Source organism: Pseudomonas cichorii, from assembly GCF_015471405.1.
Lineage (GTDB): Bacteria > Pseudomonadota > Gammaproteobacteria > Pseudomonadales > Pseudomonadaceae > Aquipseudomonas > Aquipseudomonas serbiensis.
Window position 1 is genome coordinate 266,786 of the sequence record NZ_BLVZ01000002.1, and the last position, 13,856, is coordinate 280,641.

Below are 13,856 nucleotides of genomic sequence, written 5' to 3' on the forward strand. Positions count from 1 at the left end.
CTTACACGCTCTTGTTGATGATCTGCCGGATCGCGCCGACAAACACATCGACAGGCTGGCCGCCAGACACGGCGTATTCGTCGTTGAACACGATGGTCGGCACCGAACTGACGCCGCGTGAGGTCCAGAGTTGTTCAGCCTCACGTACTTCGGCGGCATATTCGCCAGAAGCAAGAATGGCCTCGGCACGCAGGCGGTCCAGTCCCACTTTTTGCGCCACAGTGGCCAGAGTCTGGTGGCTGGACGGGTCTGCGAGATCGGTGAAATAGGCGGTAAACAGGGCTTGCTTCAACGCCGGTTGCTTGCCTTCCAGTTCAGCCCAGTGCAGCAGGCGATGGGCATCGAACGTGTTGTAGATGCGCCGCTCGCCCTGGGTAAAGACAAACCCCAGCTCTGCGCCACGCGCCCGGATGTTCTCGTGGATGTCGTTCATCTGCTCAGGCGTGGAGCCGTATTTCTCGGCCAGGTGTTCCTTGATGTCCTGGCCTTCGGCAACCATGTTCGGGTTCAGCTCGAAGGGCTGGAAATGAAGCTGCGCCTGCACTTCATCACCCAGCGCCTCAAGGGCCTGCTCCAGGGCACGCAAGCCAATGGCGCACCACGGGCAGGAAACGTCGGAAACGAAATCGATTTTCAGGGGAGTGGTCATCGTGACGCTCGCACTTGGCAGAAAACAGTCACGATACACGTCTGGCTTACAACTGCGCCACATGCCGTCCGTCTTCATGCTGCGCCTTGAGATAAGGCAACACTGCCGCCAGCAACGGCGCCTTGAACGCTTCCTGAAAGCGATGCGCCAAGCCGGGAATCAGGCGTAACTGACTGCCCTGGATATGCGCAGCGACATGCACGCCATGCATGACCGGCAGCAGTGGATCGGCCGTTCCATGGACCACCAGCACCGGAAGACGCAAGCGGTTGAGCAGTTCGACCCGGCTGGGTTCGGCCAGAATCGCGGTGATCTGACGTTTTACGCCTTCGGGGTTGAAGGCCCGGTCATAAGAGGCTGCAGCCTGTTGCAGGAGCATTTCCCTATCGTCCTTGATCTGCGGGCTGCCCAGGGCGGCCAGCAGATCCGCCTGCTGCTCGATGGCAATCTCGCGGTTGGGCGCGCCACGGCGGGCCAGCAATTGCATCAAGGCAGCATTGGGCATCGGCAAGCCCTGGGCGCCGGAACTGGTCATGATCAGGGTCAGGCTTTCGATTCGTTGCGGGGCAAGGTCGGCAAGATGCTGAGCAATCATGCCGCCCATGCTCGCCCCCAGCACATGAAACTGTTCAACGTGCAGCGCATCCATCAAGCCCAGCGCATCATCGGCCATATCGGTCAGGGAATAGACCGCAGACACCGGCAAGCCGAGCTTGTAGCGCAGCACTTCATAAGTGAGGTTGGCATCCGCAGGAGGCTGGACCCAGGTCGACAGGCCAACATCGCGGTTGTCGTAGCGAATCACCCGATAGCCTTGCTGACAAAGGGCAACCACCACTTCGTCAGGCCAGTGAATCAGCTGCCCGCCAAGGCCCATGACCAGCAGCAAGGCAGGGTCGGATTCATTGCCGATACTTTGATAGGCAATACGAACTTCCTTGAGTTCGGCAATCTGTACAGGAGCACTGACATCGCATCGAGAGGCCGCAAAAGACGGCAAGCCGCACAAGAGCGCGGCCAGAAAGAGTAAAACCCGCATGAAAAACACCAAAAAACAGATCCCCAGTAGGCAATAAGTCTGATGATGTTTTTCAAAGCGCGCTGCCACAGTTGCGTGACAGTTTGATGAATCGGGATCAACGGCAAAATGGCCGCTGAAAATCCCTTACCGGCTCTTGGCGGGGATGCGCGGAAATCCAAGGCTGTGCGCCAAAGCCATGCTGCGTTCGCCATAAAAGATGGCGCTATTGTCGACAGCCAGACAAACATGAGACAAACTCATTGTTTTCTCTTTGATCACAAATTTCATTCATGGAGCGCTCAAGGTGCTTGAAATACGTCACCTCAAAACCCTGCACGCCTTACGCGAGGCCGACAGCCTTGTGGAAGCTGCCGAGCGCTTGCACCTGACCCAGTCCGCCCTCTCCCACCAGTTCAAGGAACTGGAGGAGCGCATGGGTATGCAGTTGTTCGTGCGCAAGACCAAACCGGTGCGCTTTACCAGCGCCGGGCTGCGCCTGTTGCAACTGGCCGATTCATTGCTGCCCCAATTGCGCAGCGCCGAACGCGACATTGCGCGACTGGCAGGCGGTACAGCCGGGCGTCTGCACATGGCTATCGAATGCCATAGCTGCTTTCAGTGGCTGATGCCGACCATCGACCAGTTCCGTGACTCCTGGCCGGAGGTCGAACTGGATCTGTCTTCGGGTTTTTCGTTCGCTCCGTTGCCGGCACTGGCTCGCGGTGATCTGGATCTGGTGGTCACTTCAGACCCGCTGGACATTCCCGGCATCACCTATGTGCCGCTGTTCACTTACGAAGCAATGCTCGCCGTGGCCAACCAGCATGCACTGGCGAACAAGCCCTACATCGTGCCGGAGGACCTGGTCACTGAAACGCTGATCACTTATCCAGTGGAGCGGGATCGGCTGGATATTTTCACGCGCTTCCTGGAGCCGGCCGACATTGAACCGGCGCAGGTCCGCACTTCCGAACTGACGGTCATGATGATGCAACTGGTGGCCAGCGGACGCGGCGTGTGCGGCATGCCTCATTGGGCACTGCACGAGTACAGCTCGCGTGGCTACGTAAAGGCCAAGCGCCTGGGTGAAAAGGGATTGTTCGCGACGCTTTATGCAGGTATTCGCGCCGATATGCTCGACGCGCCTTACATGCGTGATTTCCTGCTGACGGCGAAGGACACGTCGTTTTCGACACTGGACGGGGTGAGTGCGGTGCGTTGAACCCAGCAGGAGCGAATTCATTCGCGAAAAAGCCCTTCGCGAATGAATTCGCTCCGTGATCAGGCTTCTTCGCGCATCTCGCGATACAGCGGCAGGATCAAGTCGCGGGTCAGAGGAGCCAGCACCAGTTCCGGGTGTTGCTCTGGCCCAATCCAGATGATTTCCTCGATCTCGGCCGCCGGTACGACCTGGGCATCGGTGCGTACCCCGAACAACTGGCAATGCACTTCAAAGCCCGGCTCGTTGGCCGCCGGAGCGCTGAATTCACCAAGGAAAATGGCCTGTTGCGGGTCAATCACCAGGCCCAGTTCTTCTTCCAGCTCCCGAACCAGCGCATTTACCGCTGGCTCGTGCGCTTCAATCTTGCCGCCCGGCTGCATGAACGCCTCGGTACCGCGCTTGCGTACCAACAAGGTCTGGCCATCCGGGGCAATCAACAAGGCTGCGGCAATATTGATGATCTTCATGCAAAGATGTCCGTCTTCAGCAAGCGAGCCTCATCATCGCGCTCCAGTGCCAGTACGATCAAGCGATCAATCAGACCGGCGTAGGACAAGCCAGTGGCCTGCCAGAGCTTGGGGTACATGCTGATGGAGGTGAAACCGGGGATCGTGTTGATCTCGTTGATGATGATCTCCCGCGCTTCGGTGACGAAGAAGTCGACACGCGCCAGCCCGGCACAGCCCAGAACCCGATAGGCCTGCAATGCAACTTCGCGCACCTGTTCGCTGAGTTCTGGCGCAAGTTCGGCGGGGATGGCGATACGCGCCTGATCACCGTTGAGGTACTTGGTGTCGTAGGCGTAGAACTCGTCATTGGCGATGACTTCGCCACATACACTGACCTGCGGCTCACGGTTGCCCAGCACCGCACATTCCACTTCCCGGCCGACAATGCCCTGTTCGATCAGAACCTTGTGGTCGAACTCGAAGGCCAGCGCCAGGGCCGCTTCGAACCCGGCTTCGTCGGTCACCTTGCTGACGCCCACCGAAGAGCCCTGGCTCGCCGGTTTGACGAACATCGGCAGCCCCAGTTGCCCGGCCACGTCGCTGAACTGAGCTGTCTGGCCACGCATCAGCACCACGAACGGTGCCACGCTGATGTCGGCATCGCGCAGCAGGCGCTTGGTCACGTCTTTATCCATGCAGGCCGCAGAGCCCAACACATCCGGCCCTACAAACGGAATCGCCAGCAGGCGCAACAGGCCTTGCAGGGAGCCATCTTCGCCGTAGGCACCGTGAATCAGCGGGAACACGACATCGATACGCTTGAGCGGCTCGCCCGACCCGACTTCGACGAACTGTCCGCCTGTGCTGCCTGGCAACAGGGCCAACAGCTTGCCTGAAGTGCTCAGCCTGATCTTTGCTGGGTCGCTCGCATTGAGCAGGTAATCGCTTTCATCGAACCGCAGCCAACGGCCCAGCTTGTCGATACCGATCAAGGTCAGCTCGTAGCTTTCGCGATCGATCGCATTGATCACGTTGCGTGCTGACTGCAACGAAACCTCATGCTCGCTGGATTGCCCACCGAAAACGATGGCGACTGATTTTTTCAACGCGGGTACTCCTGTTTTTCAGGCCGCGAAGATAAAAGCAATGCCCGGCATTAGTCCAGAGGCTCAGTGGTCGCATGTCCGAAAAGCAGGCAAAAAAAATCCCCGGTCCGGAGCAATCCTGCACAGATCGCCTTGAATCGGGGAGTCGGGTGCCGGATCAAGCAGCGGGAGTGCCTGCCTTGCTGCCGGAACCGAAGGTTGCGAAGCGCTTGTTGAAGCCCGCGATACGGCCTTCGGTGGTGGTCTTGCGTTGCTGGCCGGTGTACATCGGGTGCGAAGCACTGGACACGTCGAGCGCCACGTAAGGGTAGGTATTGCCGTCAGTATGCTGTTGCGTGCGATCGGTATCGACTGTGGAGCCGATCAGGAAATACACGTCGGCAGCCGTGTCGTGGAACAGCACTGTGCGGTAAGCAGGATGGATATCAGGTTTCATGGGGGCCTCCGGATGAGTTGCTTGAGTATTGTTATACCATAACATAATACTTCACATTAATGATAATCAATGCTGTTTGCTGCTCCCGCCCTGAACTTGATCGGGCTGGCGCTTGAAGCTATGGTTCGCCCCGCCTCTGCCAAATCAGCGGCCCGGGACGGGGCTCCCGGCTTACTGGTAGCCAGGACAACACGCCAGCGCCTACTACTCACAGCCGTATGGGTCCGTCCAGCGATTGGCCCTGGACTGCGGATGAAATAACAAGTCGGTAGGATTTCTCATGCCTGATATCACCCACTATGACCTTCCTCAATCCGCTTACGAGCGACTGATAGAAGCCCGTGACTCACTGCGTCTGCTCGATGGTTATGTCAACAAGACCGATGTGCTCTGCAACCCTTCGATGCTGGTGGGTTATGTCTCGATGCTGCAAAACGCCTTGCAGGAAGTGATTGCCGCCAGTACCCCGACCGAGCCACGCGATACGTTCATGCGCAAGGCCGATGAACTGGGCTTCGTCGCACTCAATCCGAAAGAGCAGGCCTTGATCCAGCATCTGCGCTGGACCAGCCTGGAGGGACGTGACGATATCTATGCCATGGCCGAACGGCTTCGGCATATCAAACCGTGGATATTGGAGAGTTGAAGTTTCAATCCACAACTTGATGTTTATCATGCCGTTGAACAGAGAAAAGCAGACCCACAACGAAGTGCGTCATGAAACGTGAAAGACTGAATGACATGCCCCGTTGAAAATGAGAAACATTCCATAAGTTGCAAATAATGATTTCTATATTGGAAAGCCTTTTCCGATAAATATATTTTTCATTATCCCCATGGAATTAAACATGAAGTCATCTATGTTGAAACTGCCTTCACGCTCCGTGGACACGGGCTCATTTTCATAGGCAGCACAGTTGGTTGGCATTTTGCCTTTATCCTGACGAGTGTTTTTGACAATTAATGATCGCTCACACTGCACAGGTGCCGTACAGCGAGCCGGACATGCACTGTTACAGGGCAAGTCAACCTTCAACACACTGTTCAATTACCCGCAACAGATAAAGAGAGTGATGCTCTCTGCATTGCTGTGCCTGCGCTCTACCTATCTATATTCAAGGAGGAAACATGCCCATCAGCCTGACGTCGCAGTGGTTCATTCAGCCAGGCCAGGAAATAGAAGCACGCCAGGCACTGATACAACTTGCCCGCGATGTACAAAACAACGAACCCGGTACGCTCACCTATCTGGTAAACACACCTTTCGGTGCCGATGGCCGGCTTCAATCGCTGCCGCCACCTGATCCATTGCTGGTGTTGTTCTTCGAGACCTATGCAAGCCCCGATGCGTTTCTCGCCCATGTGAACGGGCCGCTCTTCACAAACTTTGTGGCGCAATACGGCCACTGCTTCGTGTCGGCTAACGGCAAGCCATACACCACAGTGCAATTTCTCGACACACTGGCCGGTTTTTCCGGGCGCAACCTTCAAGAGACAGAAGAGCTCGGCAACCGGCATCCGGCCGTGATGTTTGAAATCATCGCGAAGGACTCCGCAACGGCCAGGGCGTTCTATCAGCAAGTGTTCGGCTGGCAGTATCAGACCGGGACTGGCGGCTTCTCCTATATCCACTTCCCGGCCGGTACTCCGCCGCTACTGGGTGGCATCGGCCAGGCCGATCCTTCCATTCCCGGCTTCGAGCCCGGACACAACTTCTATCTGCTGGTGGACACCCTGGAACCGGTGCTTGAAACAGCATTGGCGGCAGGCGGATCGGCGCTGATGCCGCCTACAGCAATCGATGGCTACCGCTTCGCGATGTTCAAGGACCCGGAAGGCAATCCGGTCGGCCTTATCGAACCCTTCAACACCTGAACACGCTTTTTAGCAGGACGCAGCACGGACACAACCTTTCACAACATGGACGCAACACGGAGGTATTCGACGTGAGTTATCTGAACTCCCTCAGGCTTCACTTTTCCGGGAAATTCCAGGCCAATGTGTCGACGGTCAATAATGACGCCGGCCACTATGACAATGATGCGTTCAAATCCAGCTATCAAAAACTGGAAGGCCCGCACATGAAGCCACCTAACGGGTGGTTCAATCCACAAGGTGACGCGGCATTCCGTTTGCTGGGCTGCACCATCAACTCGGCCTGGACCCCGGCGGGTGCCGTGACTCCGTCAGATCCCGTACTGCGTTACATCATTGCCGATTCCAATGGCCGGGTGCCGGCCAAGATGGTCGACCTCGACCCCGAACAACAACTGGTATCGGAAATATGGGGCCTGGAGGTGCGGATAGCGGACCTCAATGGCGACACACTTTTTAGCGGGCAATTCCTGCCTGCTGCCTTCATCGACATATGGGATCGCGCAACCGGTTCGGGTTCAGGAGACATCGGTGCAGGCGCGATGTATCAATCGGTATTGCACAACCTGCAATGGGGCGATGTTTCTCACTCTGCATTTCTGAGCCAGTTGAAACAAGCCGCCCAAGCTACAGGACAGTTGTCAATCAAGTTCAATGTTGACGGCCTGAACATGGACAATACATCGCCGAACTTCATGTGCGGTCGAATCGTAGGCACCATAGGGCCTTACCTGGCAGAGGAGCCTCGACATCTGGTGCTTGGCCGCCACTTCATGGCAGCGGTTTCACCTCAGGGAAACTTCTTCACTCCCATTGGCGGTATCAACTTCTTTGCAGCAGCCATCGATACAGAAGCAAGTTGCATTTACCTCGATCTGGGTAATGCCATCTCCACAACGGCTCCGGGCGCAGGCCTGAACGATCTCGGAGATCTGCAGCTCGGAGCTTATGAGCCGAGCCTTACACCCACAGGTCCGAGGTGCTCTATCATTCCTCTCGGAACCATTGCCTCTCAGGGAGGTGATGGCTACTCCAGCAATCCCGACTGGTATGCAAAGACGGCAGGCATCGTAGTACTGCCGCTGTCAGCGCAACAGCTTCAGGTTGCCCAGACCAATGTGCTACTCCTGTCGGGCAGCCAAGGCATCATCATCAATGAATGGACCAATGCGGCGTTCATACGTGCCGACAAGTTTGTCTATCGCCTGAGCCCGGACGAAAAAGTCGATATTCCTGTCTACGCAACGCAGTATGGACAGCCGTTGCCAGGGATTTCGGTGTCATTCATTCTTGACTCCTCGCAGTTGCAACCAACACCCGACTCCCCCCCTTATGTCATGGCTTCCCCGCCGGTGGCGACGCCAGAAAACGCCCTGAACTTCGCCGCAACAGCAGTAACCGACGCCAGCGGAAAAGCCGTCTTGTCACTCAGCACAAACGATCCGGGAATACCTCGCAGTTTCAAAAACAGCAGTTCCTCAATCGATGGCCAGGTCTATGGCATCCGCCCGGTATTCACTGAAGTGGGCATGAATGCCGGCCCCGTCAACCAGTGGGACTTCATCAGTTTTCTACTCTGGAGCGGTTACAGCATTCCTGCATCACCCACCTGGGATGATATCCAGCCGATCTTCCAGCAATACGCCAATCTCTACCCGGTAATGCTGCGCTTCCTGAACATGGCGGATTTCGACTCTGTGGTGAAAACCGCAGGATTGCTGACCCTCGCGTTCAGCCTGGATATTCACGACGCCAACTCGATGCCGGTGACCCGGGACCTGTCTCCCGCCAAACGCCAGGCCATTCTTGCCTGGCTCAAGAATCCCCTACCAGGCACCAGGACGGCGCCAAAAGCAGCGCTCCAGACCAGTGAAGCGACTTCTTACACGCCCCAGGAAGAGGCCGCCTTGGCAAACGCCGCCCGAGGTGGCAAAGCGGCAGCGGTTGCTCGCCGTCTGATCAACCAATCCCAAAGGGGGTAATGCCCATGATCCGTCTTCAACTTTCGACCATCGCGGGCCTCCAAGGCCCGACCGTAACAGTGCAAGCGGTGCTTGACGCGCTTCAACAGGCAGTCGAGCTGGAGCACTCGACGATTCCGCTTTATCTCTATGCGCTCTATTCGATCGATGCCAGCAAGAATCCGGAAATCGCCGCCATCATTTCCTCGGTGGTCATAGAGGAAATGCTGCACATGACACTGGCGAGCAATGTGATGAACGCCCTCGGCGGCTCACCAGTCATCGACTCACCAGGTTTTATCCCCAACTACCCGGGCCCACTGCCTGGTGGCGTGCAATCGGACCTGACCGTGCATCTGGCTCCCTTCTCGATGACACAACTGCAGACCTTCCTGCAGATCGAAGAGCCTGAACATGCCCTCGACTTCAAACTGCTTGCCGCACAAAAAGACCTCACCATCGGGCAGTTCTATACCGCCATCATCGAAGCCATAGAACAGCTCGGCGACGGTGTCTTTCTCAATCCGTCACCCAATCAGGTCGGACCTGACCTGATGTGGGAGTCGGTTGTGGTCAGCAATGTCGCCACGGCCAGGCAAGCCCTCCAGAGCATCATCGATCAGGGCGAAGGCACTTCGCTTTCACCGCTCGAAGTCGTGGGCAAAGGCTATGCGCATTACTATCGCTTCATGCAGATCCAGAAAGGGAAGCTACTGATTCCAACCCCCGATGGAGGCCCGACGCCGGAGGACAAGTATGCCTATGCAGGGGCTCCGATAACCCTGGACACCACAGGTGTCTATCCCGTCGCCACCGATCCAGGCCCTTATACACCGGGCACGGTGCAATCCTTTGCCAACGACAATTTCAACTACACCTACACCAGCCTGCTCCAGTCGTTGCATGCCTTGTTCAACGGCGATTCGAGCCAGAACCAGATGAATACGGCACTAGGCCTGATGATGTCGCTCAAGGGCCAGGCCAAGGCAATGATGTCCGGCATACCGGACCCGAAAACCTTCACAGGCCCGACCTTTCAGTACCAGCCGACCAACCCTGCCAACTGACAACCTCCTCGATCAAGGGCGAAGAACGGCAACATTGCGGTCTTCGCCCTTATTCATTTATCACCCGCCTGCTACATTTCTCATGCAACGGCTCGTTAGCCAGCAATCGATGTTTATGCAGCCCTGCGGCCCGATGCGGCAAAAAGACAGGGCGTGTCGTCATTAGCCCAAGGATTCCCCATGAGCCTATCGCTACTCAGTCGTTATGCAGTCTTCGTTGGTTGCGTGCTGTTCACCCTGTTCAGCCTGCCGTTCTGGCATCACGAGTGGCTTTGGCCATTTACCCTGCTGACTGCGGTATTGAGCGTGGTCGGTATCATCGATTTGCTGCAATCTCCGCATTCGGTACGCCGCAACTACCCGATCCTGGGCAATATCCGTTATGCCGTGGAAGCCATCCGCCCGGAGATTCGCCAATACCTGCTGGAATCCGACAGCGACGCCCTGCCCTTTTCCCGCGCCCAGCGCTCGCTGGTGTATTCACGGGCCAAGAACGAAACAGCCGACAGGCCGTTCGGCACGCTGATCGATGTCTATGAAACCGGCTTCGAGTTCATCGGCCACTCCATGCGCCCGGCGCCATTGAGCGATCCAAACTCGTTTCGCGTGCTGATCGGTGGCCCACAATGCACCCAGCCGTACTCGGCCTCGATCTTCAATATCTCGGCGATGAGTTTTGGCTCGCTCAGCGCCAATGCCATCCGGGCATTGAATCAGGGGGCCAAGCTGGGCAATTTCGCCCATGACACCGGCGAAGGCAGCATCAGCCCGTATCACCGGGAACATGGCGGTGACCTGACCTGGGAGCTGGGCAGCGGTTACTTCGGCTGTCGCGGTGCAGATGGTCGCTTCGATCCAGAGCGCTTCGCCGCACAAGCTCGTGACCCGCAAGTGCGCATGATTGAAATCAAGATGAGCCAGGGCGCCAAGCCGGGCCATGGCGGAATCCTGCCCAAACACAAGGTCACTCAGGAAATCGCCGATACCCGCGGCATCCCGATGGGCGAGGACTGCATCTCACCCTCTCGGCACAGTGCTTTCTCGACACCTTATGAATTGATGCAGTTCATCGCTCAACTGCGCGAGCTGTCTGGCGGCAAGCCGGTGGGCTTCAAGTTCTGCCTGGGTCATCCGTGGGAGTTCATGGGGATCGCCAAGGCCATGCTTGAAACCGGCATCTACCCCGACTTCATCGTCATCGACGGTGCCGAGGGTGGCACCGGGGCCGCGCCGGTCGAGTTCACCGACCATATCGGCTCACCGATGCGTGAAGGCCTGCTGTTCGTACACAACACTCTGGTGGGCCTGAACCTGCGGGACAAGATCAAACTGGGTGCCAGCGGCAAGATTGTCAGCGCCTTCGACATCGCCAGCGTACTGGCCATCGGCGCCGACTGGGCCAACTCGGCACGCGGCTTCATGTTCGCCATCGGTTGTATCCAGTCACAAAGTTGTCACACCAACAAATGCCCGACCGGCGTCGCGACCCAGGACAGCTTGCGACAACGCGCACTGGTGGTGCCGGACAAGGCTCAACGAGTCTTCAACTTCCACCGCAACACCCTCAAGGCTCTGGCCGAAATGCTTGCGGCGGCCGGGCTTGATCAGCCTTCACAACTGGAAGCCAGGCATCTGGTGCGCCGTATGTCGGCAACGGAAATCAAACTGTTCTCGCAGACCCATGTGTTCTTGCAACCCGGCCAGTTGCTGAACGGGATACAGGACGACAGCTTCTATTCACGCATGTGGCAAATGGCACGCTCGGACAGCTTTGAGCCCGCTGAACTCACCTGAGCCGACCGTATGGAGACATTCTGTAATAGCCCGGCTTTTGCATTTCTCGTCGATTAACGCCACCCTGCCGCGCCGCCGACCGACTACTGACTGGCGGTGCGGAACCTCAACCCACTGCGGTTGATCCTTATTCAATCGACAAACTTTCAAGAGCCCACCGTTATGACTAACGGACGCGATTATCGAATCGACTTCTTTCGAGGTTTGGCGCTGATCTTCATTTTCTGGGATCACGTGCCGGACAACCCATTGGCACAACTGACCGTGCGCAATTTCGGCTTCAGCGATGCAGCAGAGATATTTGTCTTTCTGGCTGGCTACGCTGCAATTCTGGCCTACGGACGCATTGCCCAGCGCGACGGCATGATGGTGGCCTGCGTGCGCATCCTGCGTCGTACCTGGGTCTTGTATGTGGTACACATTTTCCTGCTGACCCTGTTGATGGGCATTGTCTTCGTGGCCAACAACCACGTTGAAACCCGCGATATGGTCCAGCAGATGGGCCTCGAATACTTTGTCGGCAATCCACAGCAAGCCCTGGCCGACGAACTGTTGCTGCGCTTCAAGCCCAACCTGACCGACCCGTTACCGCTCTACATCCTGCTGCTACTGGCTCTGCCGCTGATCCTGCCCTTGATGCTGCGCAAGGTTGAAGTGGCGGTCGGCCTGTCCATCGCGCTGTACATGATGGTGCCGCTGTTTGGCTGGAACCTGCGCGCCTACGAAGGCGGCGGGCTCTGGTATTTCAACCCGGTGGCCTGGCAACTGCTGTTCGTACTGGGCGGTGCCTGTGCGTTGCGGACGACGCAACCGGTCATCGCGGAGCATCGTCCGTTGTACCAGCAGCCGTTGTTTCTGCTGGCGACCGTCTATGTCTTGATCGCCGGCGCACTGACCTTCAGCGAAAAGTGGCCCGAACTGCATGGGGCTCTGGTCTCGACCATGGGCCTGGAAGCCCTGTACCCCATCAGCAAGACCGACCTGGAACCTGCCCGCCTCGTACACTTCCTGGCTCTGGTCTATGTGGTCGCCAAATTGCTGCCGACCCGCCACACCTGGCTCGATAACTGGCCCGCGCAACAGACCTGCCGTATGGGGCGCTACTCCCTTGAAGTCTTCTGCCTGGGCGTATTGCTTGCACCACTGGCGGATATGGCCAACGCCCTGGCAGGCGATACCTGGCCGATGCAAGTCACCACCGCGCTGGTCGGACTGGGTTTGATGGTATTGATGGCCAACGGGTTGGAACTGAACAAGCGGCTGGGGAGCACGCAGAGGGTAGTCACGGCTTGAGGCAGGTTTTAATGTAAACGGGCTGGCAAATATGGACTTTTGCTAGCTCGTTTATTTGCGAGGTTCCGTGGATCAATGATGCTCTGCTTCATCAACAAAAGCCTCCTGCAAAACGGACTTAACGACTATAAAAAAGAGAAACTTCTTACAAGCCGCCTTAATGCACTTGTCTCTGGGACTATTCCTACACACTTATCAGGACAAGTTTCCTCAAACTCCGCCGCTAAACAGTCGACTGTATAAACCATGAGACTGTGCCATGAACATCAATTCGCCTTCCCCTGCCTTGCAAAACTGGCAACCCCCAGCAATTGAGCCTGCCTCAAGAGCTGTTTCTACTGACAAAATATCAAGCACACCGCCAGCAGCCATCAAGAGGGGGCATGATGCCAATGAAGCGTTTTATCGATCGAAAGAATCGCCTTGGCTACCCAAGACATCAAAAGGTGAGATTTTAGAGCCTTATAAAGATTTGTCCGACAAAACCACTGAAGACATGAGAAAAAACTATCTTGATAAAGAGTTAAAGACCTTCAACACGTCCATACATGCCATGTTCGACAATTTTCACGACTTCAAGCAGCAACTCTCCTTTCTGAATACGGCGCTGTCAAAGAAACACTTCGGCTTCACGCTCGGCCTGGACCAGCAGATAAAAGTGACCGCCCCCGATGGCGTGCTGACACCGGCCGAACTCAGCTACCTGACGGAAAGTCTCAATGACCGCAATGGGCTCAAAAAGAATCTGTTCACCCATGCCAAAAGCGTCATGACATTGACGGATCACTACACCGAGAAGTTCGGCAACGAGCACAGGCTCAATCTGGAGGCCTACAGCAAGGTCATTGATTATGGCCAGATATTCAGCCGCAATACCATCGGCAACTTCATGAACACCATCATCTACCAGATTGAACGCTTTGCACCCAAGCGAGAGGACAACGAAAAGCTTCTGGTCGATATCCAGGCCTGAAACAGACTGT

14 protein-coding genes are annotated in these 13,856 nt (G+C 56.6%); 8 read left to right on the forward strand and 6 right to left on the reverse strand.

Annotated features, from left to right (window positions below; genetic code table 11):
* Position 1: 1 nt before the first annotated feature.
* The 3 genes from JL015_RS03170 to JL015_RS03180 form a co-directional block, all read right to left on the reverse strand.
* Positions 2-649, reverse strand: coding sequence for a DsbA family oxidoreductase (locus JL015_RS03170; RefSeq protein WP_201017374.1), 648 nt, complete (start codon positions 647-649; stop codon positions 2-4).
* Positions 650-695: 46 nt separating this feature from the next.
* Entirely contained in the window at positions 696-1,688 is a 993-nt protein-coding gene (locus JL015_RS03175; RefSeq protein WP_201017375.1) for an alpha/beta fold hydrolase, read from the reverse strand.
* 126 nt (positions 1,689-1,814) lie between these two features.
* Positions 1,815-1,958, reverse strand: a complete 144-nt coding sequence (locus tag JL015_RS03180; protein WP_201017376.1) for a hypothetical protein — start codon at positions 1,956-1,958, stop codon at positions 1,815-1,817.
* 16 nt (positions 1,959-1,974) lie between these two features.
* Here JL015_RS03180 and metR point away from each other — a divergent pair, with 16 nt between their 5' ends.
* Entirely contained in the window at positions 1,975-2,892 is a 918-nt protein-coding gene (gene metR, locus JL015_RS03185; protein WP_201017377.1) for a transcriptional regulator MetR, read from the forward strand.
* Between the two features lie 59 nt (positions 2,893-2,951).
* Here the strand turns inward: metR and JL015_RS03190 are convergent, their stop codons facing one another.
* From JL015_RS03190 to JL015_RS03200, 3 genes are all read right to left on the reverse strand, one after another.
* Positions 2,952-3,359 (reverse strand): NUDIX hydrolase, encoded by a 408-nt coding sequence (locus JL015_RS03190; protein WP_201017378.1) that lies wholly within the window; start codon positions 3,357-3,359, stop codon positions 2,952-2,954.
* Positions 3,356-4,447 carry a D-alanine--D-alanine ligase gene (ddlA, locus tag JL015_RS03195; protein WP_201017379.1) on the reverse strand — a complete coding sequence of 364 codons (1,092 nt, stop codon included), beginning with the start codon at positions 4,445-4,447 and terminating at the stop codon, positions 3,356-3,358. Before ddlA ends, JL015_RS03190 begins: the two co-directional genes overlap by 4 nt.
* A 157-nt stretch (positions 4,448-4,604) precedes the next feature.
* Complete coding sequence (locus tag JL015_RS03200) at positions 4,605-4,883, reverse strand: type B 50S ribosomal protein L31 (RefSeq protein ID WP_201000146.1); 279 nt, start codon at positions 4,881-4,883, stop codon at positions 4,605-4,607.
* Between the two features lie 280 nt (positions 4,884-5,163).
* On the opposite strand from JL015_RS03200, the gene JL015_RS03205 reads away from it, so the two are divergent.
* From JL015_RS03205 to JL015_RS03235, 7 genes are all read left to right on the forward strand, one after another.
* Positions 5,164-5,529, forward strand: coding sequence for a hypothetical protein (locus JL015_RS03205; RefSeq protein WP_201017380.1), 366 nt, complete (start codon positions 5,164-5,166; stop codon positions 5,527-5,529).
* Positions 5,530-6,011: 482 nt separating this feature from the next.
* On the forward strand, positions 6,012-6,758 hold the full coding sequence (locus JL015_RS03210; protein WP_201017381.1) for a VOC family protein: 747 nt from the start codon (positions 6,012-6,014) through the stop codon (positions 6,756-6,758).
* 71 nt (positions 6,759-6,829) lie between these two features.
* On the forward strand, positions 6,830-8,740 hold the full coding sequence (locus tag JL015_RS03215) for a hypothetical protein (protein WP_201017382.1): 1,911 nt from the start codon (positions 6,830-6,832) through the stop codon (positions 8,738-8,740).
* 5 nt (positions 8,741-8,745) lie between these two features.
* On the forward strand, positions 8,746-9,786 hold the full coding sequence (locus JL015_RS03220) for a ferritin-like domain-containing protein (RefSeq protein ID WP_201017383.1): 1,041 nt from the start codon (positions 8,746-8,748) through the stop codon (positions 9,784-9,786).
* A gap of 180 nt (positions 9,787-9,966) precedes the next feature.
* Positions 9,967-11,580 carry an FMN-binding glutamate synthase family protein gene (locus tag JL015_RS03225; RefSeq protein WP_201017384.1) on the forward strand — a complete coding sequence of 538 codons (1,614 nt, stop codon included), beginning with the start codon at positions 9,967-9,969 and terminating at the stop codon, positions 11,578-11,580.
* A gap of 162 nt (positions 11,581-11,742) precedes the next feature.
* Positions 11,743-12,873 carry an OpgC domain-containing protein gene (locus tag JL015_RS03230; protein WP_201017385.1) on the forward strand — a complete coding sequence of 377 codons (1,131 nt, stop codon included), beginning with the start codon at positions 11,743-11,745 and terminating at the stop codon, positions 12,871-12,873.
* A 259-nt stretch (positions 12,874-13,132) separates the two neighbouring features.
* Positions 13,133-13,846: a hypothetical protein gene (locus JL015_RS03235; RefSeq protein WP_201017386.1), complete on the forward strand. Its 714-nt coding sequence runs from the start codon at positions 13,133-13,135 to the stop codon at positions 13,844-13,846.
* Positions 13,847-13,856: the final 10 nt, after the last annotated feature.

Excerpts from the sequence above, each read along its gene's own strand:
- JL015_RS03200 (WP_201000146.1), bottom strand. The coding sequence starts at position 4,883 with ATGAAACCTGATATCCATCCTGCTTACCGCACAGTGCTGTTCCACGAC.
- JL015_RS03230 (WP_201017385.1), top strand. The coding sequence starts at position 11,743 with ATGACTAACGGACGCGATTATCGAATCGACTTCTTTCGAGGTTTGGCG.
- JL015_RS03170 (WP_201017374.1), bottom strand. The coding sequence starts at position 649 with ATGACCACTCCCCTGAAAATCGATTTCGTTTCCGACGTTTCCTGCCCG.
- JL015_RS03190 (WP_201017378.1), bottom strand. The coding sequence starts at position 3,359 with ATGAAGATCATCAATATTGCCGCAGCCTTGTTGATTGCCCCGGATGGC.
- JL015_RS03205 (WP_201017380.1), top strand. The coding sequence starts at position 5,164 with ATGCCTGATATCACCCACTATGACCTTCCTCAATCCGCTTACGAGCGA.
- JL015_RS03175 (WP_201017375.1), bottom strand. The coding sequence starts at position 1,688 with ATGCGGGTTTTACTCTTTCTGGCCGCGCTCTTGTGCGGCTTGCCGTCT.
- JL015_RS03180 (WP_201017376.1), bottom strand. The coding sequence starts at position 1,958 with ATGAAATTTGTGATCAAAGAGAAAACAATGAGTTTGTCTCATGTTTGT.
- JL015_RS03225 (WP_201017384.1), top strand. The coding sequence starts at position 9,967 with ATGAGCCTATCGCTACTCAGTCGTTATGCAGTCTTCGTTGGTTGCGTG.
- JL015_RS03220 (WP_201017383.1), top strand. The coding sequence starts at position 8,746 with ATGATCCGTCTTCAACTTTCGACCATCGCGGGCCTCCAAGGCCCGACC.
- JL015_RS03210 (WP_201017381.1), top strand. The coding sequence starts at position 6,012 with ATGCCCATCAGCCTGACGTCGCAGTGGTTCATTCAGCCAGGCCAGGAA.
- JL015_RS03235 (WP_201017386.1), top strand. The coding sequence starts at position 13,133 with ATGAACATCAATTCGCCTTCCCCTGCCTTGCAAAACTGGCAACCCCCA.